Origin of the sequence: Streptomyces sp. NPDC047108 (assembly GCF_040643575.1) — a bacterium.
Taxonomy (GTDB): Bacteria; Actinomycetota; Actinomycetes; order Streptomycetales; family Streptomycetaceae; genus Streptomyces.
On record NZ_JBEYUP010000018.1, the window covers coordinates 34791 to 61219 of the forward strand.

19 protein-coding genes and 1 pseudogene are annotated in these 26429 nt (G+C 69.8%); 12 read left to right on the top strand and 8 right to left on the bottom strand.

The window, feature by feature from the left end; genetic code table 11:
- Positions 1–38: 38 nt before the first annotated feature.
- From ABZ822_RS26355 to ABZ822_RS26380, 6 genes are all read left to right on the top strand, one after another.
- Positions 39–1031, top strand: coding sequence for an SCO3242 family prenyltransferase (locus ABZ822_RS26355; protein WP_360859190.1), 993 nt, complete (start codon positions 39–41; stop codon positions 1029–1031).
- The gene (locus ABZ822_RS26360) at positions 1028–1912 is read left to right on the top strand and encodes a sugar phosphate isomerase/epimerase family protein (protein ID WP_360859193.1); all 885 of its coding nucleotides are present in this window, start codon (positions 1028–1030) and stop codon (positions 1910–1912) included. Before ABZ822_RS26355 ends, ABZ822_RS26360 begins: the two co-directional genes overlap by 4 nt.
- Positions 1913–2090: 178 nt before the next feature.
- Positions 2091–2810: an EboA domain-containing protein gene (locus ABZ822_RS26365; protein ID WP_360859196.1), complete on the top strand. Its 720-nt coding sequence runs from the start codon at positions 2091–2093 to the stop codon at positions 2808–2810.
- Positions 2810–3658 carry a TatD family hydrolase gene (locus tag ABZ822_RS26370; RefSeq protein ID WP_360859199.1) on the top strand — a complete coding sequence of 283 codons (849 nt, stop codon included), beginning with the start codon at positions 2810–2812 and terminating at the stop codon, positions 3656–3658. The genes ABZ822_RS26365 and ABZ822_RS26370 overlap by 1 nt, the downstream gene beginning before the upstream one ends.
- Before the next feature lie 2 nt (positions 3659–3660).
- Positions 3661–4845 (top strand): metabolite traffic protein EboE, encoded by a 1185-nt coding sequence (gene eboE, locus ABZ822_RS26375; RefSeq protein WP_360859201.1) that lies wholly within the window; start codon positions 3661–3663, stop codon positions 4843–4845.
- Complete coding sequence (locus tag ABZ822_RS26380) at positions 4842–6314, top strand: nucleotide pyrophosphatase/phosphodiesterase family protein (RefSeq protein ID WP_360859204.1); 1473 nt, start codon at positions 4842–4844, stop codon at positions 6312–6314. The genes eboE and ABZ822_RS26380 overlap by 4 nt, the downstream gene beginning before the upstream one ends.
- Positions 6315–6550: 236 nt before the next feature.
- Here the strand turns inward: ABZ822_RS26380 and ABZ822_RS26385 are convergent, their stop codons facing one another.
- A complete protein-coding gene (locus tag ABZ822_RS26385) occupies positions 6551–7108 on the bottom strand; it encodes an XRE family transcriptional regulator (protein WP_360859207.1) in 558 nt (185 codons plus the stop codon).
- A gap of 76 nt (positions 7109–7184) precedes the next feature.
- Here ABZ822_RS26385 and ABZ822_RS26390 point away from each other — a divergent pair, with 76 nt between their 5' ends.
- Both ABZ822_RS26390 and ABZ822_RS26395 read left to right on the top strand, forming a co-directional pair.
- Complete coding sequence (locus ABZ822_RS26390) at positions 7185–8834, top strand: bifunctional NAD(P)/FAD-dependent oxidoreductase/class I SAM-dependent methyltransferase (RefSeq protein WP_360859210.1); 1650 nt, start codon at positions 7185–7187, stop codon at positions 8832–8834.
- A gap of 259 nt (positions 8835–9093) precedes the next feature.
- Positions 9094–10629 carry an MFS transporter gene (locus tag ABZ822_RS26395; RefSeq protein ID WP_360859213.1) on the top strand — a complete coding sequence of 512 codons (1536 nt, stop codon included), beginning with the start codon at positions 9094–9096 and terminating at the stop codon, positions 10627–10629.
- A gap of 349 nt (positions 10630–10978) precedes the next feature.
- Here the strand turns inward: ABZ822_RS26395 and ABZ822_RS26400 are convergent, their stop codons facing one another.
- Complete coding sequence (locus tag ABZ822_RS26400) at positions 10979–11437, bottom strand: GNAT family N-acetyltransferase (RefSeq protein ID WP_360859217.1); 459 nt, start codon at positions 11435–11437, stop codon at positions 10979–10981.
- Positions 11434–11781, bottom strand: coding sequence for a hypothetical protein (locus ABZ822_RS26405; protein WP_360859433.1), 348 nt, complete (start codon positions 11779–11781; stop codon positions 11434–11436). Before ABZ822_RS26405 ends, ABZ822_RS26400 begins: the two co-directional genes overlap by 4 nt.
- A 77-nt stretch (positions 11782–11858) precedes the next feature.
- Here ABZ822_RS26405 and ABZ822_RS26410 point away from each other — a divergent pair.
- Positions 11859–12025, top strand: a pseudogene (locus tag ABZ822_RS26410) (transposase); the annotation flags it as partial.
- A 162-nt stretch (positions 12026–12187) separates the two neighbouring features.
- Complete coding sequence (locus tag ABZ822_RS26415; RefSeq protein WP_360859219.1) at positions 12188–12988, top strand: FkbM family methyltransferase; 801 nt, start codon at positions 12188–12190, stop codon at positions 12986–12988.
- A 228-nt stretch (positions 12989–13216) separates the two neighbouring features.
- Here the strand turns inward: ABZ822_RS26415 and ABZ822_RS26420 are convergent, their stop codons facing one another.
- The 5 genes from ABZ822_RS26420 to ABZ822_RS26440 form a co-directional block, all read right to left on the bottom strand.
- Complete coding sequence (locus ABZ822_RS26420) at positions 13217–14419, bottom strand: acyltransferase (RefSeq protein ID WP_360859222.1); 1203 nt, start codon at positions 14417–14419, stop codon at positions 13217–13219.
- A complete protein-coding gene (locus tag ABZ822_RS26425) occupies positions 14416–15411 on the bottom strand; it encodes an alpha/beta hydrolase (protein WP_360859225.1) in 996 nt (331 codons plus the stop codon). Before ABZ822_RS26425 ends, ABZ822_RS26420 begins: the two co-directional genes overlap by 4 nt.
- 104 nt (positions 15412–15515) lie before the next feature.
- Positions 15516–16196 (bottom strand): response regulator transcription factor, encoded by a 681-nt coding sequence (locus tag ABZ822_RS26430; RefSeq protein ID WP_360859228.1) that lies wholly within the window; start codon positions 16194–16196, stop codon positions 15516–15518.
- Complete coding sequence (locus ABZ822_RS26435; protein WP_360859231.1) at positions 16193–17476, bottom strand: sensor histidine kinase; 1284 nt, start codon at positions 17474–17476, stop codon at positions 16193–16195. The genes ABZ822_RS26430 and ABZ822_RS26435 overlap by 4 nt, the downstream gene beginning before the upstream one ends.
- Positions 17477–17853: 377 nt before the next feature.
- Positions 17854–19410: an alpha/beta hydrolase gene (locus ABZ822_RS26440; RefSeq protein ID WP_360859234.1), complete on the bottom strand. Its 1557-nt coding sequence runs from the start codon at positions 19408–19410 to the stop codon at positions 17854–17856.
- 1196 nt (positions 19411–20606) lie between these two features.
- Here ABZ822_RS26440 and ABZ822_RS26445 point away from each other — a divergent pair.
- Positions 20607–22841, top strand: coding sequence for a CDP-glycerol glycerophosphotransferase family protein (locus tag ABZ822_RS26445; protein ID WP_360859237.1), 2235 nt, complete (start codon positions 20607–20609; stop codon positions 22839–22841).
- A gap of 21 nt (positions 22842–22862) precedes the next feature.
- The gene (locus tag ABZ822_RS26450; RefSeq protein WP_360859240.1) at positions 22863–26420 is read left to right on the top strand and encodes a CDP-glycerol glycerophosphotransferase family protein; all 3558 of its coding nucleotides are present in this window, start codon (positions 22863–22865) and stop codon (positions 26418–26420) included.
- Positions 26421–26429: the final 9 nt, after the last annotated feature.

Genomic DNA, 26429 nt, shown 5'->3' on the forward strand with positions numbered 1-26429 from the left:
CCTGGGCGGAACTGCTCCGGCTCCCGGCCTTGTTCTCCGTGCCAGGTGACGCTCTCTCGGGTGCGGCGGCCGCGGCGGCGCGGCCCAATCGCGGCACCGCGCTCGCCGCGTGCACCTCGCTCTGCCTCTATGCGGCCGGTATGGCTCTCAACGACTGGGCCGACCGCGACGTCGACGCTCTCGAGCGCCCTTCCCGCCCGGTGCCGTCCGGACGGATCCGCCCCGCGTCCGCCCTCGCGGCCGCAGGCGGTCTCACCGTCGCGGGCCTCGCCGCGGCCGCATCCGCGGGCCGGCCGGCCCTGGTCACGGCGCTGGCGCTGAGCGGTACCGTCTGGGCCTACGATCTGCGCCTCAAACAGACCGCCGCGGGTCCGGCGGCCATGGCCGCGGCGCGCTCGCTCGATCTGCTGCTCGGTGCTGTCGCTTCGGGCCACGCCGCGCGGGGGCGGGGGCCCCTCGAAGCGGGGTACGTGCGTCGGGCCACCGGCGCACCACCGCGGCACCCGACCTGGCGGTCGGCCGCGGCGTGGCGGTCGGCCGCGGCGTGGCGGTCGGCCGCGATTCTCGGTTCCCACACCCTCGCGACCACCGTCGTCTCGCGCCGCGAGGCGTTCGGCGGCTCAACCTCCGCGCCTTTGGCCGCAGTTGCCACAACCGCCACGATCTCGGCCGTCCTCGGCCGCGGGGGTGCCCCGGGGCGTTGCCGTGGCGGGACCATCCGGAGTGCGGTGCACCGGCCAGAACCTGCCGTTCCCCTCACCTGGTCCGCCGCCGTGTCTCACGCAGCGGCCCGGGCGCTCATGACGGGATCCGTACTCCTCTACGCGTCGACCGCGGGCCGGCCGGGCATCTGCGCCGCCCTGAATCCCTCCCCGCAGCTCACCCAGCAGGCCGTCGGCGGCGGCGTCCGCGCCATGATCCCTCTGCAGGCGGCCCTCGCCCTCCGCCACGGCGGAACGGGATCGGCGCTGTCCGTGCTCGGCCTGGCGCCCGTGGCACGGCGCCTGGCAAGGAGGTTCAGCGCGACGTGACAGGACTCCACGGCACAGGCCGGGAGCCGGATGGTCTGCGATTCGGCTACGGCACCAACGGCCTGACCGACCTCAGGCTCGACGACATCCTCGTCCTCCTCGCCGAACTCGGCTACGACGGTGTCGGGTTGACGTTGGACCACATGCATCTCGACCCCCTCGCCCCGCCCGGGGAGCTGGCGGCGCGCGTCCGGCACCTCGCCCGGCGGCTCGACCGACTCGGGCTGAGCGTCGTCGTCGAAACGGGTGCACGCTACGTCCTCGATCCACGGCGCAAGCACCGGCCTACCCTGCTGGATCCGGACCACGACGCGCGAGCGGCCCGGATCGGTCTGTTGCACACGGCGGTGCGCATCGCCGGCGACATCGGTGCGCGCGCCGTCCACTGCTTCAGCGGGCCCGCGCCGCGGGACACGTCCGAGGAAGCCGCATGGGAGCGGCTCGCCGAGGCGATCCGGCCCGTACTCGCCGGAGCCGAAGCGACGGGCGTGGCACTCGCCGTCGAACCCGAACCGGGGCACCTCCTCGCGGATCTGTCCGGCTTCCACCGCCTGCACAAGCTCCTGGGCGAACCCGAAAGCCTCGGACTGACCCTGGACATCGGCCACTGCCAGTGCCTGGAGCCCTCGCCTCCCGAGGACTGTGTGCGGCAGGCCGCCCCGTGGCTCCGCCATGTGCAGATCGAGGACATGCGACGCGGCGTGCACGAGCATCTCCCGTTCGGGGAGGGAGAGATCGACCTTCCGGCCGTGCTCGGGGCACTCCGCGAGATCGCCTACGGCGGACTGGTCAGCGTCGAGCTGCCCCGCCACTCCCACGCCGGCCCCGCGTACGCCGCATCGTCGCTGGACTGTCTCCGCGCGGCCCTCACCCCGCGGTGAACCGGTGCCGGTGAAGGGATGCGAGGGACGAGCGCTCCCCGCCGCGTACTGCCGCCCGAGGACTGCCCCGCCCACGGGGCGGATGACCGGACCGCGCGAACGCGCCCGAACCCGCACGAAGCCCGCTTCCCTCCGGGCCGCGGGCACGGGAACAGACACCGCCCAAGGAGGCATGCGCATGCCGCAGGCGCAACAGTGGACCACCGATCCCGGCCGTATCCGGGATGCCCTCACCCTCCGGCTCGCAGCCGACGCGCAGGCATGGCTGGACGAGGGACTCGCCTCCGCCGCAAGGGAATCCGACGTGCCGCGCCAGCACTCGGAGACGGACGCCCTGCCGACGTGGGAACGGCACTTCGCAGAAGCCGGACGCCACTGCCGCGGCGCCTCCGGCCCGGACGGCCGCGCCCCCGCGCAGACAGGCGCCCCCGCGCAGCCGTCGGACGACCTCGTGGACGCAGCCCGGGTGCTGCTTCTGCACGCCGCACGAGCGGACCTCCGGACCGTGGAGCGGCTCTACCGGCAGGGCTCGCGCGCCGAACGACGAGCGGTGCTGTCCTCCCTGCCGTATCTGGGCCTGGGCGAGGGTGCGCTTCCCCTGGTCGAAGACGCACTGCGCTCGAACGACACGTCGCTGACGGCGGCGGCCCTGGGCCCGTACGCCGCCCGGTACCTGGACGCCCACTCCTGGCGGCAGGCCCTCCTCAAATGCCTGTTCACCGACGTTCCGGTCACGGCCGTTGCCGGACTGGAACACCGCGCGCGCGGCGATGGCGAGCTGGTGCGGATGCTGACCTCCTACGCCGACGAACGCAAGGCCGCGGGCCGCCCCGTCCCGTGCGATCTCCCTCGTGTCCTGGCACTGGCGACCTCCGCCCCTGACCTCCAGGAGTCCTGATGCGCATCTTCGACCCTCACATCCACATGAGTTCGCGGACGACCGACGACTACGCAGCCATGTTCGAAGCGGGAGTCCGGGCCGTCGTCGAGCCGTCCTTCTGGCTGGGTCAGCCCCGGACCTCGCCCGAGAGTTTCATCGACCACTTCGATGCCCTGCTCGGGTGGGAGCCGTTCCGCGCGGCCCAGTACGGAATCGCCCACCACTGCACCCTGGCGCTCAATCCGAAGGAGGCCAACGACCCACGATGCACGCCCGTACTGGACCTTCTGCCGCGCTATCTGCTCAAGGACGGCGTGGTCGCCGTAGGCGAGATCGGCTACGACACGATGACCCGCGCCGAGGATCACGCGCTGGCCGCCCAGCTGCACCTGGCGGCCGAGCACTGCCTGCCCGCCCTGGTCCACACCCCGCACCGGGACAAGGTCGCAGGGCTTCGCCGCACCCTGGCGGTCCTGCGGGAGTCAGCGCTGCCCGTCGAGCACGTCGTACTCGACCACCTCAACGAGACGACCGTCGGCGAAGCCGCCAACAGCGGCTGCTGGCTCGGCTTCTCGATCTACCCCGAGACGAAGATGGACGAGGACCGGATGATCGACATCCTGCGCCTCTACGGAACGGAACGGATCCTCGTGAACTCGGCCGCCGACTGGGGGCGCAGCGACCCGCTCAAGACCCGCAGGGTCGCCGAGGCCATGCTGGCGGCAGGATTCGGCGATGACGACGTCGACCAGGTCCTGTGGCGCAATCCGGTCGCCTTCTTCGGCATCAGCGGCCGAGTGGAGCTGTCCGTCGAGGAGACCGCTGCCACCCACCACGGCAACTCGATCCTCCGCGGAGGGGGTTGACCGTGCGATTCCGGCACCCCGACGGCTCCACAGTCCACCTCGCCTACTGCACCAATGTGCACCCCGCGGAGGACCTCGCCGGCGTACGGCGCATGCTGCACGACCATGCCGAACCCGTCCGCCGTCGCCTCGGGCGGAAGACCCTCGGTATCGGACTCTGGCTCTCGCACACCGTGGCGCGGACCCTCATGGAGGATTCCGCGGCGCTGCACGACCTGCGACGAGACCTGCACTGCCGCGGCCTGGAAGTGGTCACGCTCAACGGCTTCCCCTACAAGGGGTTCGGCGACCGAGCCGTCAAGTACCGCGTCTACCGGCCCGACTGGACCGAGAGCGAGCGCGGGAGGCACACCCTCGACCTGGCGCATCTGCTCACCGTGCTCCTGCCCGACGACGTCGACGAGGGGAGCATCTCGACGCTGCCACTGGCTTGGCGTGTCCCCTTCGGAGCGGACCGGGCCCGAGCCGCCCGCCGCGCCCTGACCGTCCTGTCCGAACAGCTCGACGCCATGCATCGGCGCAGCGGCCGCAGCATTCGCATGGGCCTGGAACCCGAACCCGGATGCGTCGTGGAGACCACGGCCCAGGCGGTGGACGCCCTGATCGCCCCCGGAGCACCGCCGCGCCACCGCATCGGGGTGTGCATCGACACCTGTCACCTCGCGACGCAGTTCGAGGACCCGGGAACCGCGGTCGGCGACTTGCTGGGAGCCGGCATTCCCATCGTCAAGGCACAGCTCTCGGCGGCGCTGCACGCCGACGATCCCCACCTGCCCGCGGTCACGCAAGCGTTGGCCGCCTACGCCGAACCCCGGTTCCTCCACCAGACCCGCGCGCTCACCGCCGATGGCACGGTCCACGGCACCGACGATCTCGAGCACGCCCTTGCCGAGGGCGGCCCCCTCCCCGTCTCCGGTCCGTGGAGGTGTCACTTCCACGTTCCGCTGCATGCCGCACCCGAGCCGCCTCTGACCTCGACGATGCCGGTGCTGCGCGACACTCTCGCGCGGCTTCTGGGCGGCCCGTCCCCCCTCACCCGGCACCTGGAGGTGGAGACGTACACCTGGCAAGCCCTACCCGTCTCACTGCGCCCCTCCGGTTCGGCACAACTCGCTGCCGGCATCGCAGCGGAGCTCGCGCTGGTACGCGACCACCTCGTCGATCTGGGCCTGAAGGAGATCGAATGAACGCGCCCCCTGCCCCGGCACCCCTGCTCGTCCTCGACGTGGTGGGTCTGACCCCCGCCCTCCTGCCCTCCATGCCGCGGCTGAGTGCTCTCGCCGAATCGGGCTCGTACGCGCCGCTGCAGACGGTGCTGCCCGCCGTGACCTGCACCGTCCAGTCGACGTTCCTCACGGGTGCCGACCCGAGCGAGCACGGAATCGTGGGCAACGGCTGGTACTTCCGCGCACTGGGCGAAGTGCTTCTGTGGCGCCAGCACAACCGGCTCGTCGGCGGGGAGAAGATCTGGGACGCTGCTCGCCGGGTTCATCCGGGCTACTCCGTTGCCAACATCTGCTGGTGGTACGCCATCGGTGCCGATACGGACCTCACCGTCACTCCCAAGCCCGTCTACTACGCCGACGGCCGCAAGGAAGCCGACTGCTACACCAAGCCGGCCTCACTACGCGACGAACTGACCCGGAAGCTGGGCGTCTTCCCGCTGTTCGACTTCTGGGGTCCCCGCGCGGGACTGGCGTCCTCGCAGTGGATCGTCGACGCCACCCGCCACGTCATCCGCACTCGCAACCCGGATCTGGCGCTCGCCTACATCCCCCATCTCGACTACGACCTGCAGCGTTTCGGGCCGGATGATCCGCGGGCCCACGCGGCCGCCGCCGCCCTGGACGCCGTGCTCGGCCCCCTGCTGGCCGATTCCCTGGCCGAGGGGCGGACCGTCGTCGTGCTCTCCGAGTACGGCATCACCCCGGTCTCCAGACCCGTGGACATCAACCGGGCCTTGCGGCGTGCGGGACTGCTGGAGGTCAGCACCCAGCACGGCATGGAGTACCTGGACACCGGTGCCTCGCGCGCCTTCGCCGTGGCCGATCACCAGATCGCACATGTCTACGTACGCCGACCGGAGAATCCGGCAGCCATCGCCGCGGCCCGCCGAGTCCTCGAAGAACTCCCAGGCGTCGACATCGTCCTCGACGCCGCGGGGAAGAGGGCCCATGGGCTCGACCATCCCCGCTCCGGGGACCTGGTCGCGATCGCCGAACCCGACGCCTGGTTCACGTACTACTACTGGCTCGACGACCGACGGGCCCCCGACTTCGCGCGCATGGTCGACATCCACCGCAAGCCCGGTTACGACCCCGCCGAACTGTTCCTGGACCCCCTCGACCCGTTCGTGCGCCTGCGTGCCGCAACCTCCCTGCTCCGCAAGAAGGCCGGGCTCCGCTACCGGATGGCCGTCGTTCCGCTGGATCCGTCCCCGGTGCGCGGCAGCCACGGACGCCCGCCCGCGAGTGTGGCCAAGGGCCCGGTCCTCATCTGTTCCCGCCCCGGCACCGTCCGCGCGCCGGCGAAAGCCACCGACGTCAAGGCCCTCCTCCTCGACCTCGCGGGCATCGACCTTTCCGGCACGGTCCCGGCGCACGCCTCTGCGGGGAACTCGGCCGTGTCCGCGACCGGTTGCCCGGGAGAGGCGTAGTGCCAAAGTCACAGGCCGCATCACGGGCGGGAGCCGGCGCGCGACGCAACACGGAAGGCCGGCCCCACGCTTCGTCCGAGACCTGATCGGCGTCCTGCCATCTGGTGAAACAGCACGTCAGCAAGACTGGCCAGCGGAATCGGAAGGAACCGAACCCAACCGCCCCTGCCCAGCGCGAGCATCCCGAAGCCCGCGCACACCAGAGCGGCAGCCCGCAACTTCATCCGGCACACCGCTCACTGATGTACGTGTGCGCGCTGTCCATCGCGGTCGAAGACCATGATCAACTCGGCTGGGCCGTCCAGCGCCGTGAACGCGTGCGGGATCATCGTCGCGAACTCCGCCGCCTCCCCCGCGTCGACGTCGATCTGCCGCTCGCCCAGCCACAGCCGCACGCGCCCTTCGAGCACGAGGAACCAGTCGTGGCCCGGGTGCACCCGTTGGCTGGGTGAGGTGTCGGAGGGCTCGAGGCGCATCTTCATCGCGACCGTGCGTCCGTCCGGACGGCTCAGCGGCCACGTCGTCCGCGTGCCGCTGCTGTGCGCGACCGGACGGATGACCACGTCGTCGTCGGTGGGCACCTCGAAGAGCACGTCGAGACTCACCTGGAGAGCGTTGGCCAGCGGCACGAGCACGTCAAGGCTGAGCGTGCGCTTGCCCGTCTCGACGCGGCTGATGGTCGACGGGCTGAGGTTGGTGCGCTCGGCCAGCTCGTCGAGGGAGTACCCCAGGGTGGTGCGCATGCTGCGCAGGCGCGACCGCGCCAGGGCCTCGATGTCGGCGACTCCGTTCATGCCTCCATCCTGGGCGCGCCTTGCAGATTGCGCAAGGCCTCTTGCGGATAGCGTCGGACGCCGTACCGTCGGAACCATGAGCGAACACTCCGCCCCGAGTCGGCACTCGGACCGTTCCGAGCCCAGCGAGCACGTCAACCATGCCCAGCACCCCACCCTGGAGCGTCACTGCGACGTCGCCGTGATCGGCGGCTCTGCCGCCGGTCTCGCGGCGGCCCTGCAGATCTCCCGCCAGCGGCGCAGTGTCGTCGTGGTCGACGACGGCACCCCGCGCAACGCCCCCGCCGCGCACATGCACGGCTACCTCGGGCACGAGGGGGTCGCGCCCGGCGAGCTGATGGAGGTCGGGCGCCAAGAGGTACGCACGTACGGTGGCGAGGTGCTCTCCGGCCGAGTCGTGGGAGTGCACCGTCGCGACGACGGCCGGTTCCGGCTCGACCTCACCGGTGGGCATGCACTGGTGGCCCGCCGTGTCCTCGCTGCGACCGGCCTGTCCGACGAGCTCCCCGCGATCGACGGCGTCGCCGAGGGGTGGGGGCGCGGCGTGATCCACTGCCCGTTCTGCCACGGCTTCGAGGTGCGCGACCAGCGCCTGGTGCAGATCGTCACGCACCCCCTGGGTCTTCACCCGACCCCGCTGTTCCGGCACCTGACCGACCGGCTGACCGTCGTGCTGCACGACCCGACCGGGCTCGACGAGGGCTTGGTCGAAGCCCTTGGAGCCTCCGGCGTGACCGTCGAGCGCAGCGAGGTCGGCCGGGTCCTCACCGGGCCGGACGGCGAGGCGTCCGGGGTCGAACTCGGTGACGGTCGCCTCCTCGAGGCCGATGCCGTCGTGGTCGGCCCGCGGTTCCGGGCACGCGCCGACGTGCTGGCCGGGGTCGGGCTCACCCCCACCCCGCATCCGACCGGCGCCGGCGACGTCCTCGCCGTCGACGCGCGCGGCGAGACGGCTGTACCGGGGATCTACGCGGCCGGCAACGTCACCGACCCGAGCCTGCAGGTGCTGCCGTCGGCCGCCCAGGGCAGCCAGGTCGGCGCCATGATCGCCTTCAGCCTCGCCGAGGAGGAACTGCGCGCTGCTGTCCGGCACTCGGGCGAGGAGGCCGACTGGGACCACCGCTACGGCGGCCCCGGCAGAGCGTGGAGCGGCAACCCCAACGGCACGCTCGTCCACGAGGTCACCGCCCTGCCCCCGGGCCGGGCGCTCGACGTCGGAACCGGCGAGGGCGCCGACGCCCTCTGGCTGGCCGAGCACGGCTGGAAGGTGACCGCCACCGACATCTCCGGCAACGCTCTCGCCCGGGTGCGCGCCGAGGCCGAACGCCGCGGGCTCGCCGTCAACCTCGTACGCAGCGACGCAGGCGATCCCGCGCCCTTCGGCACCGAGACCTTCGACCTGGTCTCGCTGCAGTACGGCTCGTTCAAGCGCACGCCCGACCAGCGCGGTGTGCGCAGCTTGCTCGCCGCTGTCGCCCCTGGCGGCACGTTCCTGGTCGTGCACCACGACCTCGCCCCCCTGCGCGACCCGGTGGACGTGGCGACCCAGACCCGGATGTACGACCCGGAGGCGTTCGTCGGGGTCGACGAATTCGCTACCGCGCTCGCGGCCGACCCTGGCACCTGGCACGTCGAGATCCACGAAACCCGGCCACGACCCGCCGGCGCGGCCAGCACCCACCACGTCAGCGACGTCGTACTGCGCGCAACTCGACGAACGGTCTGACCGCGCTGCCGGAGCTGTTGGCGCAGCAGCGCACCGAGAAGACGGCGACGCCCGAGTCCTCTGCACCCTGACGGCCTGTGGAGTCGCCGTCGTGGTGGGCCTCGAGTCCTGACGCCGCTCCCCCGGGCTCACGCCGTAGGGCTGCCGCAAAAGCGGCAGCTTGTGATCAGAGTCCCAGTTCGACGGGGAACTGGTTTACATGGCCATCTATTGCACAGACGTCTCCTCTGCAGCACATCCGTAGCGAGAGGAACCGCGCATGGCCGGCAGCGCCGAAGCCGAGACCGATCCGGCAGCCCGGAAGCGTCACCCCAACCTTTTCCGGGCGCTGAACCGTCGGCGCAACCCGCGGCTCCGCCGCAGCGACATCACGATCACCGACGAACCTGCCGTCAAACGCGCCGTCAAGGCCGCCTCGCTGGGCAACGCCATGGAGTGGTTCGACTTCGGGATCTACAGCTACCTCGCCGCCACCATCGGCAAGGTCTTCTTCCCCGGAGGCAGCGACACCACCCAACTCCTCTCCTCGTTCGCGACCTTCGCCGTCGCATTTCTCGTACGCCCCCTCGGCGGCGCCTTCTTCGGCCCGCTCGGCGACCGCATCGGCCGCAAGAAGGTCCTCGCCGCGACGATGATGCTGATGGCGGCCGGCACCTTCTTCATCGGCCTGATCCCGAGCTACGCGAGCATCGGCCTCTGGGCACCGGCGCTGCTCATCTTCTTCCGGCTGCTCCAGGGCTTCTCGACGGGCGGCGAATACGGCGGGGCGTCCACCTTCATTGCCGAGTACGCCCCCGACAAGAAGCGCGGCTATTTCGGGAGCTTCCTGGAGTTCGGCACGCTGGCCGGCTACGTGGGTGCGGCCGGACTCGTGGCGGTCCTCAACGCCTGGCTCGGTGACGCCACCATGCTGGACTGGGGCTGGCGTCTGCCCTTCCTGGTGGCCGGCCCGCTCGGCCTCGTCGGCCTCTATCTGCGGCTGAAGCTGGACGAGACCCCGGCATTCCAGAAGCTGGAGTCCAACAGGAGCCGCGGGACGACGGAACCCGGCGCCGAGAGCGGGAATGAGGAAAAGGCCTCGGAGTCCGCCCACCTGTCCGAGAACGCCCCGCAGAAGGCGCTCGGCCGGGTCTTCTCGGAACAGTGGCCGACACTGATCCTGTGCGTGGCGCTGGTCGGTGCCTACAACATCACCGACTACATGCTGCTGTCGTACATGCCCACTTACCTGACGGAGCAGCTGGACTACGACGACACCCACGGACTGCTCATCCTGCTGGGCACGATGGCCGTACTGATGCTGGTCATCACTCGGATCGGCCGGCTCAACGACCGTTTCGGCCGCAAGCCTCTCCTCATGGCGGGCATGCTCGGCTTCTTCGTGCTGTCCATCCCGTCCTTCCTGCTGGTCAAACAGGGCAGCCTGCCCGCGGTGATCGCCGGAATGGCCATGCTCGGCCTGTCCCTCGTCTGCCTGCTCGGGACGATGTCCGCGGCTCTCCCGGCGCTCTTCCCGACAGATGTCCGCTACGGGTCGCTGTCCATCGGTTACAACCTTTCCGCCTCCCTCTTCGGCGGCACGACCCCGCTCGTCATCACGGCCCTGATCGACACGACGGGCACGGACATGATGCCCGCGTACTACTCGATGGCTGCCGCCCTGATCGGGCTGATCGCCGTGGTCTGCATGAAGGAGACAGCGCAGCGTCCGCTGGAGGGATCACCGCCGGCGGTGGAGACATATCAGGAGGCCGTGGAACTGGTCACGGCCCGGACGCCGGAACCGAGGTTCTGAGGGGCCCGAACCTCCGACCTCCCTCGCCGTGGAGTTCAAGACCGCGAGAGGCGATCGAGAACTCCACGGCGGAGGGCAACTTGCCTGCCGGTCCAATGACCGGATTCGCCCGCCCGGGAAGCGGCTTCCTCACGACGCTGCAGGGGGCCTGCGCTTGCGGCATGGACGAGCGTGGGGCACCCGCTCCGCAGTCGTCGCCTCCCCCAGCCGCACCAGTAGTGGAGTGCGTCGCCGCGAACGTGGGGGACCTCGTCGACGGCCGCATTCACAGGCTGTTCATTCCGCGTGGTTCCGGTGTTCCGGGTCGAACAGCGAGCGGCTTCTCGTTGTCTTCCTGCGACAGCCGCGGTCAGGCGCCATCGACGAGGTCGCGTCCCATCCAGACCGAGTCCTCGACGCTGAAGCCATGGCGGGCGTAAAAGGCGCGTGCCTGGTCGTTGGGCGCCTCCGTTTCCATGAACATCGAGGCGCAGCCGGCCACCTGAGCCTCCGTCATGGCGTGGTGGAGAAGACGGCCGCCAATTCCCTCGCCGCGGAGGCGAACATAGATTTCATCGAGGAGACAGTCGCGGCCCCCGGACTCCAGCGACCAGCTCCACGTCACGACGGCGTAACCGACAAGAGACACCGCCCCCATGGTGTCCTGGGCGACCCAGACCTGACCCACGGCATCATCGGCCAGCAACGGTCTCAGACCCGCCTGCACACGGGACAGGTCGAAGGAGTGGGCGTCGGCCTCGTAGAACTCCGCGATCAGAGGGAGTACGTCATCGAGGTCGCTACTGACCGCTCTTCGGATCTCGATCACCCGAGCAGTCTCTCAAGAAGACGCCGTGAGTCCACGGTTCGTCGCGGCGATTCAGCGTCGGGCCCGAGCGCACGCCAGGGCGCGTTCGTCGAGTAGTCCCGCGAGGTGTGGGAGCCGTTCTCCTCGCCGCACGTCACCAAAGCCTCGACCCCGCTCAGATCCTCGGGCGCGGCCGACCCGCGGATCGCCTGCACCAATTTCGCCGAGCACGTCGAAACGCCCGGGCCACCAGTCACCCGCCCGTCTTCGACCGCGAACGGACGGCGCTCCAAGGTGCCGATCGGGAACACCGTGCCGTCGTGCCCGAGGATCAGTACGCGGGGTTCACGCCGCCCGACCTGCATGCGCGGACCGGCGGCGTGGTCTCCAGCACGCCGCCGATACCGAGAAAGAACGACGCACGTCGCGGGATCGGGTCGCAACCTCGCAGCGACTGGGCCGCCACCGCTGGACCATCGAGCGCACCATGGCGTGGCTCGCCGGCTGTTCGCCGCCTCCACCGACGCCACCAGCGAAAAGCCGAGCACTTCCTCGCCTTCACAAGCATCGCCCGCTCCCCTCATCTGCCACCGCGAACCGGCCGATTGAGAGGGCGTCTGAAGACTGTCCCCACAGGTCGGTGAAGCCGCTCACCTGGGATTCAGCCGTGGTTACGAGAATGGGCCGATGCCGGGCCGTGCCGATGGGGACACGACCGCGGTGAAGCATGCGGACTGGTTTGTCGGCTTCAACCCTGATAAATGACTTGTCATGACCATGAATTCGATGGAACTGCATGGCATCAATCGTTGGGAAGCGTCCTTCTTACGCGGGGAGGTGGGCGGCTACTTCACCCACGGCATCGAGTGCACGCCAGGCGCGACCGTACTCGACGTGGGCGCCAACATCGGTGTGTTCTCGGCGGCCGTCTACGAGCGGCTGGACGGGGACGTGCGGATCTATGCATTCGAGCCGGTGCCGCCACTGCACGCGACACTCGAACGCAATGCCCGCGAGTTCTTCAACGGACGCCTGACCGCGCTCCCTTACGGCCTGGCTTCCCGTGACGACAAGCTCGATTTCAGCTACGTTCCGGCCGCCACGATCTTCTCGTCGTCCTCCCGGGACCGGGGAAACATCGAGGCTGAGCAGCGCCGGGTCACCGCCAGCGTGGTCGCAATGATCCGCCAGGGCGGCCTGGGACCGGTCCTGCGCCGCGTACCCGCCTTCGTCCTCACCCTTCTCGTCCGCCACAAGCTGCGGGGAATGCGGCAGCTCGAGACGCACCAGGTGAAGGTCAGGCCCCTGTCATCGGTACTCGACGAGCAGGGCATCCAGCACATCGACCTGCTCAAGGTCGATGTGGAAGGCGCCGAAATCGATGTGCTCAGAGGCATCGGGGAACAGCATTGGCCACTGGTCCGCCAGGTCGTCGTCGAGGTGGAGCACTGGGAGCGGAACCGCGACACCGTCTGCGAAATCCTCCTCGCGCACGGATTCACGGTCCGCACCGAACAGAACCCGGTGCAGGAGGCCGGCGACATCGGCATGGTATTCGCGGTCAGGTCCTGACCGCGCGCAGCAACCGGCACTCGATGGTCGACGGACTTGCCGATCTCCCCGGCCGGGCGGGGACTGACGGAAGGATCCTCAGCGAGGCGGATTCCAGGGTTCGTTGCCCCGTGTGGTCCTGTTCATCGTGCCGTGAGCACTGGATGCAGGCGCTCGACCGGAGTTCACCGGTCGAGCGTTCTGCGTCACCCGAGCCATCGGGCACCGGGCCACCGGGCACCGTCCCCACTACGCCCACCCCAGAGCGAAGAGGGCGAATCCCGCCGCCAGAAGGCCTGCCAGCGCGCGGCGCGCCGTGGACACCTCACGCCAGGGCATCTCGAAGTGGCGGGCGTAGCGCCCTATCAGGACCAGCAGTGCCGCGAAGAGCGGCATCCAGGCCAGCCGCGCCAGGATCCAGCCCAGTGACTCCGGCGCCGTCGTCAGGCCCCGGATCGCGCCCATGTACGACGCGGGGATCGCCGCTGCGAGCATCGCGGTCTGATGCCAGCACAGGATCGTCATCGCGGAGAGGTTGACCACCACGACCGGCGCCCACACGGCGGGACGCTTCAGCAGCCGCGCCAGCCGGTCGCGTACCAGCATCGCGGCGCCGCTCTGCGCCGCGGCGAGGGCGAGGACGAGCAGCGACGGGGGGTGGGAGTTCGTGCGGGCTTCACCGGGCACGCCGACCATCGACGCGGGGTAGTCGAAGACGCCGAGGAGGACCGCGAACAGCATCGATCCGCCTGCCAGCAGCAGCACCGCAGTCCGTTTCCCGATGCGCTTCTCGCCCCAGGAGACGCCGAGTTGGTACGCGAAGAGCCAGCCGGGAAGGATGTTGAGCGCGCTCAGCCAGGACGGCACCGCCTCGGCGTACGGCCCGTACCGCAGGAAGTCCACCACGGCGACGGACAGCAGCAGCGGCACCGCCGACCAGCCGCCCAGACGCCGTGCGGCGCGTACACACAGGGGTGTGAGGGCGGTGACCACGACGTACACGCCCACGAACCACAGTGGTTGGACGACCAGTGTCGCTCCGGTCCTCAGGGTGGCCTCCGGCACCCCGGTCGCCGACAGGACGGCGACCAGCGCCGCCCACACCGCCGTGACGCCGAGCACCGGCCGGCCCAGCCGGGCGACGCGGCCGCCCAGCCATCGGGCGGTCGTACCGGGGCGGCGGTGATACGAGAGCGCCGATGCGTAGCCACCCACCAGGAAGAAGATCCCGAGCATCTGCAGCCCCCAGCTGACGGGCGCGAAGAAGCCGAAGGTCGACAGCGGGCTGGCGTTGTGGATCGCACCGTCCGCGTCGAGCGTGAAGCCACCGAGCAGCCAGTGCCCGGTCGGCACGGCGAGCAGCGCCAGGGCGCGCAGTCCGTCGATCGCGCGGTCGCGGTGGGCGGGCGTCGACGCCTCGATCCTCTCGACGAGCCGGGCCGGGGTCCTCATCGGACCTCTCCTCGTGCGATCGCGGCGAAGGCGTGCAGGGACGACGTCCCGGGCTCGAAGTAGCCGGTGTGGTCCGTGACGTCGTCCGCGGGCACGTGACGGGCTCCGAACTCCGGTGCGGTGGGGTCGTTTCCGTGGCCGAGACCGGCGAACTCCACGTTCGGGACCTTGGAGATCCAGTCGGCCGGGGCCTTGGCGGCCCAGACTCGGGCGTCGGTGTCCAGGTCGGCGACGTCGTCGGCGCGCATCCCCGGCGAGCCGAAGGCGACGATGTCCGACGCGTCGGCCTCGTGCGCGGCGAGTCCGCACACGACGGAGCCGTAGCTGTGGCAGAACAGCGCGGGCTTCGCGGCGCCCGTCGCGGTGAGCCCCCTGGTGAACCGGACCAGCCGCTCGGCTCCGGCCTCCGCGAGGTCGCCGGTGGCGGCGTCCAGCCCGACACCGACGGGTGTGGTGTAGCCGGCCCACGCGACCACGGCGGTGGCGCCGGCCGTCTCCTCGTACAGGGACCGCGCCATCGCGCTCGTACGGTCGAAGGTGCGCGCGTCGGTGTCGGAGCCCGGCACGATCACGGCGACGTGCCGGGCGCGGTCGAGGTCTCCGAACACCTCGACGATCTCTCCGCGTCCGCGCGGGTCGTACGCGAGGATTTGCCGGTCGTCCGAACGGGTCGGCAGCGCACGGGCGTTGGCCTCGTACCGCAGGGCTGAGGGGGCGCCGTCCAGATTGCCGACGACGCGGGGATGGCGAGACGCCAGATCGTGTTCCTGGGAATCCGTCAGCGAGTCGAAGAACGCCGCGACCTCACCCGCGGATGCCCGCGCCGGGTCCGGCAGCTCCCGCCCGAGCGAGTGGTCCCCCCGCCATGCGGCTGTGCCCGGGGGAGGCCCGGTGATGGGCGTCTGGGCTGTCCCCGAGGCCGAGCCGACCGTGCCCGCGACCACCGTCGCCGCGAGCGCCGCGGCGCCCAGAGTCCTTCTGAACCGTCGCATGATCCCCACTTCCTCCTCCGGCTGCGTGGCGGAGTGGAAGGTAGGAAGAGGACGGCTGAGGAAGCGTCACACCGTGGAGCCAATGCTGCAGTGATACCGGGGTACTACTGGTCTCCCGGGCTCACCAGCCCTGACTCGTACGCGAAGATCACTGCCTGCGCGCGGTCGCGCAGGTCCAGTTTGACCAGGACGCGGCCGAAGTGTGTCTTGACCGTCTGCTCGGCCACCACGAGGTGATCGGCGATCTCCTGGTTGGACAGGCCACGGGCGATCAGCTCCAGGACCTCCGTCTCCCGCGGGGTGAGGCCCTTGAGCCGCAACGACGCGCGGTTCCCGCGCGAGACCGGGCGCTGCGCGGCGAAGTCGGCGATCAGCCGCCGCGTCACCGAAGGGGCCAGCAGCGCCTCGCCGGCCGCGACGACCCGGACCGCGGAGACGAGATCGGCGGGCGGTGCGTCCTTCAGGAGGAAGCCGGACGCGCCGGCGCGCAGCGCCTCGTACACGTAGTCGTCCACGTCGAAGGTGGTCAGCATCAGCACCTTCGGTACGTGGACGACGCCCGGCGGCGGCTTGAGGATCTCGCGGGCCGCGGCCAGGCCGTCCAGCTCCGGCATCCGCACGTCCATCAGAACGACGTCCGGGTGCGTGGAACGGGCCACGTCGATGCCCTGCCGGCCGTCCGGTGCCTCGCCGACGACGTCGATATCGGCCTGCGCGGACAGCAGTGCGGCGAAGCCCGCGCGCACCATGGCCTGGTCGTCGACGATGATCACGCGGATGGTCAAGTCGGGTCCTTCATGTTCGTCAGGGGCAGGTGCGCGGCGATACGGAAGCCGCCGTCTGGCAGCGGGCCCGCGTCCAGAGTGCCTCCGGTCAACCGTACGCGCTCGCGCATGCCGACCAGCCCGTGACCTGTACCGATCGTCTCCAGCGTCGACGCGGGCTCGGCCGAGGGGCCGTTGACGACCAGCACCGTCAGGAACTCCTCGTCGGCCGTCACCGACACCCGTGTCGCGGCGCCCGGCGCATGCCGCAACACGTTCGAGAGCGCCTCCTGCACGATGCGGTAGGCCGAGAGGTCCACGGTCTGTGGCACCTCGCCCAGCTCCGCGGGGAGCGACAGCTCTGCCGGCACCCCGGCCCGCACCGCTGCCTCGACCAGTTGCTGCGCCCGGTTGAGCCCAGGCTGCGGCGCCCGTTCCCCTTCGGAGCCGTCGCTGCGCAGCACCGCGAGAAGCCGCCGCATCTCCGCGAGGGACTCCCGCGCACTGGAGGCGATCGTCGCGAACTCGTCCTGAGCTGCGTCAGGCAGGCTCTCGATCCGGTACGGCGCCGAGTCCGCCTGCACGGTGATCACCGACATGTGGTGCGCCACGACATCGTGCAGCTCGCGCGCGATCCGCGCCCGCTCCTCCAGCATCGTGCGCTGCGCCCGCTCGGCCTCGCTGATCGTCTCCTGCTCGGCCAGCCGCTGCTGTACCTCGCCGCGCGACCGCACGGTATGGGCGATGATCAGCACGGCAGCACTGAGCACGAACAGCAGCACATCGATGCCGTCGCTGTACTCCGGCCGGACCAGCTCGAACAGGAACCCGGTCGCACCGGTCACCAGCCAGACGGCCACGAGCGTGCGGCGCGGCTCACGCAGTCCCAGGGCGAGCATCAGCCCCAAGTAGCCGACAACGATCATGGGCGTCCACGGCCAGCTTCTGCCCACGGTGCCGTCCGCCTCCATCAGGACGACCGCGCCGAGCACATCGGCGGCGAAAATGATCCACCAGGCCTGCAGGGGCCGGACCACGGCGAGCAGCAGCGGGGCGGTCTGCGCCGTGGCGAGGGCGCCCGCGAGGCCGCCGTTCACGCCGTAGTCCCGGATGAGGACGACGATCGTGACCGGCAGCAGCACGGCGACAAGCGTGAACGCGACCGCATACGGCATCCACCGCTGCCAGCGTGAGGGCGCCCGCGCGAGCAGCGGTGTCGACGGTGAGGTCGGTGTGGCGAGCGCGGTGCCGAGCGCATGCAGTGACTCACGCGCGGCGGACCGCGCCCGCTCCGAACGCACCGCGCGCCTCACCGCGCCCCGGACACGCTCCGCCCTCGCGGTCGTACGCTCCGGACGCGGTTCCTCGGCAGAGGGGGGTGGGGCACTCATAACCGCTTCAGCCTAGGCACTGACAGCGTGCGCGGCGTCATACCGGAGGCCGGGTCGGGCCGTCGTACCTGGGTATGACGGCGGGCGATGTGGTGAGGGCGCGGCTGCAGCCGGCGTGTGGGGCGTCGGGGCCCCTCCTGATACGACTCCCCGGGGCGGCATTGCGTCCGGAAGGTCCAGGGCCGCCCGATGCCGCCCCTGCGGTAGGACGGCCACCATCCGTCCGGCCTGGACACCACATCGCGGGCGTCTTCCTCCGGTCCGTTCAGTGATCCAGGCGACAGCCCCTACGGGCGGACCGCGGCGCCCTCGGTCGTGGCCCGGGACGGCGTGGTGAACGGCGGAAGGTCCTGAGCACATCTGGCCCCCACGGGGGGCAGAGCGCCGGCCAGGAAGTACCGCACCGCGTATGCGTTGACACAGCGACTGGGATTCGTCAGGGCTGTGTGGCCGTACCCGTCGAGGGTGAGGAGACGGGCGTCGTGCAGTTGCCGCACCATGGCTTGGGCGGACCAGTAGGGGGTCGCGGGGTCGTACGTGGGGTTCACGACGAGGACGGTTCGGGGAGTGGGGCGGTCCCACGGCCCGGTGTATGCGTTCGCCGCCTTGGCCGGCCAGGTGGCGCACGGCTCGTCGGCCCAGGCCCACCAGTGCCCCAGGTCTCCGGCGCGCCGTGCGCTCAACTCGTCGAGATGGACGTATCGGCGGGGGTCGCGCGGATTGGGGTTCTCCGAGCACGTCACGGCGTAGAACTGTTCGAAGCCGGGGTAGGGGGGGTCGGAAGGCGGGGTCGGCTCCTGCGGCGGGCGCCCCTCCCACAATGACTGGAGCTGTTCCGCCGCATCGGCCCAGGCGGGGTGGACGAGATTCAGCTCGGCCCGGACCGCGCTGACGGTCCGCGCGTATGTCCACTCCCCCACGGGCCGCCTCTTCAGACGCCGCATCAGCTCGTCGAACTTGGCGCGCGTCGCGCCGGGGCTTCCGGCGGAGAACGCACAGCCGCGGGTGGAGGCGCGGCCGCACAGGTCGAGGAACTGCCCGAGGGTGGCGGCCGAGCCCAGGTCCGATCCCATGCGCAGTGAGGTGCTCAGACGCGGCTCCCGCTTCCGGCCGCCGTTCACCCAGGCCTGCGGATCGATGTTGCCGTCCAGCAGCATCCGGTCGACGCGAGACGGGAACAGGTTCGCGTACGTCGCGCCGAGAAAGGTTCCGTACGAGATGCCCCAGTACCGCAGGCGCCGTTCACCGACCGCTGCCCGGAGTACGTCGAGGTCCCGTGCGGTATCGGCCGTCGAGATGTGACGCAGCAGTGCCGGGAAGCGTCGCTCGCAGCGCTGCCCGAGCTCCTCGTACGCCGCGACGAAGGTCCTGCGCTGCTTCTTCCCTACCGGGAAAGGGGGGACCCGTTCTTCGAACGCGATCGCCTCCTCAGCCGTGTCGAAGCAGCGCACGGCGGTGCTCTCCCCGACACCGCGAGGGTCCCAGCTCACGATGTCGAAGCGCTCTCGCACCTCCTCAGGAAACCTCTCGTACACCGCGGGCAGTCTTGTGCTGCCCGCGGCGCCGGGCCCCCCGGGGTTGAAGAACAGGGAGCCCACCCGCCGGCCGGGGTCGGTCGCCTTGGCCCTGATCACCGCCAGCTCGATCGACCGTCCCCGCGGATGCGCCCAGTCCAGCGGCACGTGCGCATCCGCGCACTCGAAACCGCGCTGCTCCTCACCCTGGCAAGGAAGCCACCGCAGTCCGATCCGCGCGTCGCCCACGGACGGTCCACCGCGTACGGGTGGCTCGGCAAGCGCCGAGGCACCCGTCGCCATGGAGGAGATGAGCAGCACTCCAGCCATGCACAGCACCCGGCCGCGCCGGCTCGTCATCTTTCCGGGCATCGGCCAAGCCTTTCTGACGTTCAACGAACTCCATGCTGTTGCTCGCTTCGCTGTGAACGTCGAGGCTCTCTGGCCGAGCCGGCGTCGTCCGAGACCAATGTCGCCACAGCCCTCCCTGACCTGGAGCACCGACGGGCCGCGGTGTCCACCGAATGGGGTCGGCGGAACGGCGGCGTGCCCGAGGGTGGGCGTTGCGTTCGCCTCGTGCGCATCAGACAGCAGTACGCCGGCGCTGTGTGAGCTGGTGACGAGCGAACCGCGCGAGGGGGCCCCGGACTGGTTCCGCAATCGCACCCGGCCAGCCGTTGGTCAGGACACGGGCGTCCTCGGCTGTCCGCCCTTCAGATCCGTCCGCTCCCGGCTGGTGAAGGTCGGGCTTGGCCTGGTGGCGCGAGTGCACGCCGACCATGACGAACCTCCTCCTCGCCGTCCGGGTGCCCAACGGCTGTCCTAACCCTTGGAACGAGGAGCACAGGCAGCTCCGCGACCACCAGGCAACTCGATCCGAACGTCGCGTTACTCATGACACATCATCAATATTCAGGATGATGACTGATAGAACGCACAAACCGCCCAAAGCATAGAAGAACGTGACCTTCGGCATTCGGCAAGAGGGCTGACGTGAGTCTTTGCTGCTCACGCTCACCGGGCCGACGGAAGAATGTAACTCCCTGGATCTATTGTCGGCTTGAGGCGGATAGGGAAACACGCCGCAGATGTGACCTGATCTCCCCACTTGAAGCGACCATGCCTCAGGGGCTGTGGCGAATGCGCCTTCTCAAAACGCCGACGCGAGGCTGACGCTCAGCAATCGAGCACGCCTGAAGGAACCTGAGCAACGGAACCATGAACCGAAAAGGGAGTCGCCTTCCCCAGAAGTCCGCCCCGTACGTCGCGAAGAGTCCCAGGCAGCCGGCAGCTCCCAAGGCGCGCAGGCAGCCGCCAGTTGGTCGTCGGGGATCTCCGTTCACCATCCACACTCGTCCGTTTCGCCTTTCCCCCACGAAGGTCGCACTCAATGAATTCCCGGATCGCGGTGAAGATCTCTTTCCGCATTCATCACGTGTACGGAGTCGGTGGCACTGTCCCCACGGTCGTCAATCTCGCCGGGGAGTTGGCCGAGCGGCATGCCGATTTCTGAACAGGTTGCAAGGATGCCCACTTTCACACTCGTCGTTCCTGCGTACGGGGTGCAGAGCTATGTGACCGAGTGCCTCGACTCCGTGCTGGGACAGGACTACACCGACTTCGAGGTCGTGGCGGTCGACGACTGCTCACCCGACGCGTCCGGAGCGATCCTCGACGAGTACGCCGCGCGGGACGCGCGGATCCGGGTCATCCACCTCACCGAGAACGTCGGCCTCGGACGTGCCCGCAATGCCGGCCTGGCCGGTGCACGCGGCGATTACATCCTGTTCCTGGACAGTGACGACACGCTCGTCCCCGGCGCGCTGAGCTCCCTCGCCCACCGGCTCGAGGCCACCGGCCACCCGGACGTCCTCATCTACGACTACGCCCGCACGTACTGGCACGGCGAGGTTCGCCCGAACGCCCTCGCCGAACTGCTGCGCAGCAAGGACGGCCCGGACGTCTTCTCGCTGTCCGACCGTCCCGAGCTGCTCGACCTGCTCCAGGTCGTCTGGAACAAGGCGTACCGCCGTGACTTCGTCACCCGCCTGGGTCTGACGTTCCCTGCCGGGTACTACGAGGACGCGCCGTGGACGTTCTGCTCGCTGATAGCCGCCGAGCGAGTATCCGTCCTCAACAGCGTGTGCGTGCACTACCGCCAGCGCCGTCAGGGCGGCAACATCCTCAAGACGGTCAGCCGCAAGCACTTCGATGTCTTCGAGCAGTACGACCGGGTGTTCTCCTTCATCGACGAGCACCCCGAACTCGACCACTGGCGCCCGCAGTTGTTCCGGAAGATGGTCGACCACTACCTCACCATCCTGAAGCAGCCCGACCGGCTGCCGAAGAACGCCCGTCAGGAATTCTTCCACCGCGCCGCGGCCGACTACGGCACCTATCTGCCGGAGGGCTTCCAGCGCCCGGCCGGCGGCCGTGGCTACAAGTACTCGCTGCTGGAGCGAAACGCCTACTCCACGATGGTCGGCGCGACCACTGTGGCAAAGGCCCGCCAGGCCCTCCTGCGGAGGCAGCGCTCGCTGATCAACCTGTCCAAGCGCGGCGCCATGGGAGCCCTGTACCACTCGAGCCTGCGGGTGCCGATCAACGAGAACCTCGCGCTGTTCTCGGCGTACTGGAGCCGCGGTGTCTCCTGCAACCCGGCGGCCATCGACGCCGCCCTGGCCGAACTCGCCCCGCACGTACGGCGCGTGTGGGCCGTACGGCCGGACAGCGTCGAGCGCGTGCCCAAGGGCGTCGAGGTGGTCCGGGTCGGCTCGCGCGCGTACTGGACCGCGCTCGCCCGGGCCAAGTACCTCGTGAACAACGTCAACTTCGGCGACACGGTGGTCAAGCGCGAGGGGCAGATCCACCTCCAGACGCACCACGGCACCCCGCTCAAGACCATGGGCCTGGACCAGCGGAAGTACCCCGCGTCCACCCACATGGACTTCGAGAAGCTGCTGGAGCGCTGCGACCGCTGGGACTACAGCCTGTCCTCGAACCGGTTCTCCACGGCCGCGTGGGAGCGGGTGTACCCGTGCCGTTACGTCTCGCTGGAGACCGGCTACCCGCGCAACGACGAGCTGGTGAACAGCACGTCCGAGGACGTGCGCGCCGCCCGCTGGGCGCTGGGCCTCGCGGACTCCACGACCGCCTTCCTCTACATGCCCACGCACCGCGAGTACGAGACCGAGTTCCGGCCGCGTCTGGACCTGGCGCGGGTCGCCGACGAACTCGGCCCGGACGTCACGCTGTTGGTGCGCGGCCACTACTTCTACGCGTCGTCGCCGCAGCTGACGGCGCTTCAGGCGAGCGGCCGGATCGTCGATGTCTCGGCCCACCCTCGGGTGGAGGAGCTGTACCTGGCCGCCGACGGGCTGATCACCGACTACTCGTCGGCGATGTTCGACTACGCGGTGCTCGACCGCCCCATCGTGATCTTCGCTGACGACTGGGAGACCTACTCGGCCGTCCGCGGAACCTACTTCGATCTTCTCCAGGAGCCGCCGGGCGCGGTGGCCACGAACGTGGACGACCTCATCGGTCTGCTGCGTTCCGGCGACTGGCGCGGCGTGTCGTCCGACCTGCTGCGTGCCGCGTTCCGCCGTCGGTTCTGCGAGTTCGACGACGGCCTCGCGGCCGAGCGCGTCGTCCGCCGGGTGTTCCTCGGCGAGAAGAACATGCTGCCCTTCGTGCCGTTCGACGCACGCCCGCACGCTCCGTCCCCCGCCCAGGTGCTCGAACTGGTCGAGCGGGTCTGACCCGAAAGGAAACCACGCCACATGGCCCCCCGGCTCAGTGTCGTCGTACCCATCTACGACGTGGAGCGTTACCTCCCGGCGTGCTTGGACTCGCTGGAGGCGCAGACGCTGCGTGACATCGAGGTCCTGATGGTGGACGACGGATCGCCCGACGACTCGGCCGCCGTCGCGGCCGGTTACGCGGAGCGCGACTCGCGCTTCACGCTGATCCGCAAGGAGAACGGTGGCCTCGGCGCGGCCCGCAACACCGGCATCTCCCACATGTCGCCGGAGTCGGAGTACCTGGCCTTCGTCGACAGCGACGACGTCATCCCGCCCGACGCGTACCGGCTCATGGTGGCGAGCCTGGACGAGAGCGGCTCCGACTTCGCCACCGGCAACGTCCACCACCTCAAGGGCGAGAAGTCCTGGCAGGTGCCATTGCTGAAGATGCTCGCGGGCGAGGCGAGGAAGCGCACGCACATATCCCGGTACCCGAAGCTGGTGGCCGACCGGATCGCCTGCAACAAGGTCTTCCGGCGCAGGTTCTGGGAGGAGCGGAAGTTCTCCTTCCCCGAGGGGATGCTCTTCGAGGACGGCCCCGTCGTGCTCCCGGCCCACTACCTGGCCGAGGCCGTCGACATGATCGGTGAGCCGACGTACTACTGGCGGCTGCGGGAGGGCGAGTCGGTGCCCTCGATCACCCAGCGCCGCAGGGAGCCGCAGGCCGTCCGCGACCGCGTCACCTCGGTGAGCATGATCAGCAGGTTCCTGGCAGAGCAGCCCGGTGCCGAGTTCGCGGCGTACAAGCGCCAGTACGACGACCGTGTCCTGCGCGACGACCTCCGCCTCTTCCTGCGCGTGCTGCCGGACGCCACCACGGAGTTCCACGAGGCGTTCCTCGAGGCCGCCAACCGCTACCTCGACATCATCGACCAGCAGACGGTGATGGACCTGCCCGCCGAACTGCGCGTGCAGTACCTCCTCGTCCGCAAGCACGCCATGCCGGAGCTCATCGCGCTGATCGCCTCCCAGCGCCGCAAGGAGCCGATCGAGGTCTCCGGAAGGTTCCGCAAGTACGCCGGTTTCGGCGCGCTGGAGTCCAGCGGCGTCGAACTGCCCAAGTCGGCCCTGCGGATCGACCGCGACCTCTCGCTGCGCGCGCCGCTGCGTTCGGTCACCTGGGAGGACGGCAAGCTGGTGCTGTCCGGCGATGCCTACATCGACAAGGTCGAGGCGGCGACGAAGCGCAGCACGGTGAAGGTCGTGCAGCTCAAGCGGGACAAGTCGCGCCGCCGTCTGTTCCTGCCGGCCAAGAACGTCCACCGGCCCGAGTGCACCACCTCCTCCGGCCAGAAGCGCTACAACTACGACTGGGCGGGCTGGGAACTCGCCATCGACCCGGCCAAGCTCCGCAAGGGCGACGCCTGGCAGGAGGGTCTGTGGCACGTCGGGATCAACGTCTACGCCTCCGGCCTCGTGCGTCGCAGCGGCGTCTGGGCGCGCGGCGGCGCGGCCGCGAACTTCCCGCCGTATCAGTGGCTCGACGACGACTTCCGGCTGCTGCCGGTCGTCGAGCGCGGCGCGCTGAAGCTGCGCGTCGAGAAGGTGCAGGCGCTCATCACCGACCGCCGGCTGGAGGGCGACGCCGTCGAGATCAGCGGTGAGCTGCGTGCGAAGGTCTCCGCCGACGACAAGGTCGTGCTGCGACTGAGCAACTCCAGGAGCGGCGAGGTGATGGACTACCCCGTCACCGTGGAGTCGGGCGGCGCGGCCTTCCGCACGCGCGTGCCGGTCGCGGACGTGGCGCTGGTCCCGTCCGGAACCGTCGACGAGAAGGCGCAGCCCGATCGGCGGTTGTGGAGCACGGTCCTGGTCGCGACCGCGCCGGACGGCTCCCGGCGCCGGTTCAGCAGCATCGTGCGGGAGGGCCTCGCCGACCTGCGCCTGGACCTGCCGGAATCGCTGGGTACGCAGGCGTCCCACCACGAACTGGCCTTGGTGTCCGGCCACAACGGTTATCTGAAGATCGTGGGGCGGGCGCGCCGGGCCGTGATCACCGAGATCGCCGAGCGCGACGGCCGCATCGTCGTCAGCGGCCACTCCACCGAGCGGCTCGTCGGCGCCGACCTGGTCGTCAGGGCCCGGGGCCGGTTCGACGAGCGCTCGGTCCCCGCCGAGTGGCAGCCGGACGGCACGTTCACCGCCTCCTTCGACCCGTCGGTCATGGGCGGCGCGGGCAACGTGCCGGTCAAGGCGGGACGCTGGAACCTCTTCCTGCGCAAGGCCGGCGACGACGCCCCGGACACCGCGTTCGTCATCGACCGGCTGGCCGCCGACCTGTTCCCGCTCAAGACCGAGCTGGGCGGCCGCCGTTACTGGTTCGAGAGCCGCTGGGGCGACTTCCCGCAGCTCAACTGCCGTTCCGAGCTGAGCGACCTGGAGCTCGGCCCGTACCGTCAGCTGCAGCTGCGCCGGGAGGTCTACGGGGCCGGCCGCGACAAGCCGCTGCGTGACCAGGTCTTCTTCCTCAGCTACAACGGCAAGCAGTACTCGGACAGCCCCCGGGCCATGCACGAGGAACTGCTGAGGCGCGGCAGCGACATGACGTACCTGTGGGCCGTCCGTGACGGCCAGGTGGTGCTGCCCGAGACCGCCGAGGCAGTGCGTATGTGGGGCACCGAGTGGTTCGAGGCGCTCGCCACGTCCCGCTACATCGTCACCAACGGCCACCTGCCGGAGTGGGTGGTCCGCCGTCCCGGCCAGGTGATCGTGCAGACATGGCACGGCACGATGCTGAAGAAGATCGGCCACGACATCGAGACGCTCCACTTCGACCGCGAGTACCAGAACCGTCTGGCGCTCGAGGCGGACAACTGGAGCCTGCTGGTGTCGTCCAACCGCTTCTCGACGCCCATCCTGAAGCGGGCGTTCTCCTACGACGGGGAGATCCAGGAAGCGGGCTACCCTCGCAACGACTACCTGTACTCCCCCGAGCGGGACGCCATCGCCGAGAAGGTGAGGGCGAAGCTGGGCCTGCCCGCGGACAAGAAGGTCGTGCTGTACGCGCCGACCTGGCGCGACGACCAGTCGCACAGCGCCGGCCAGTACATCTTCGACCTGCGGATCGACCTCGAGGACGCCCGCCGCAAGCTGGAGGACGACCACGTGCTGCTGATCCGCCGCCACTCCAACGTGGTCGACGCGGTTCCCGGCGCGGGCAACGGATTCGTCTTCGACGCCTCGGAGTACCCCGACATCGCCGACCTGTATCTCGCCGCGGACATGATGATCACGGACTACTCCTCCGTGATGTTCGACTACGCGCACCTCAAGCGGCCGATGCTGTTCTTCACCTACGACCTGGAGCACTACCGGGACAAGCTCCGCGGGTTCTACTTCGACTTCGAGAACGACGCTCCCGGACCGCTGATCCGCACCTCCGAGGAGCTGATCGACGCGATCCGCGACATCGAGAAGGTGTCGGTGGAGTACCAGGACCGCTTCGACCGGTTCCACCACCTGTTCTGCGACCTCGACGACGGCAGCGCGTCGGCACGGGTGGTCGACCGGATGCTGGAGCAGGCGAAGGAGGTCTGAGGGCACCCG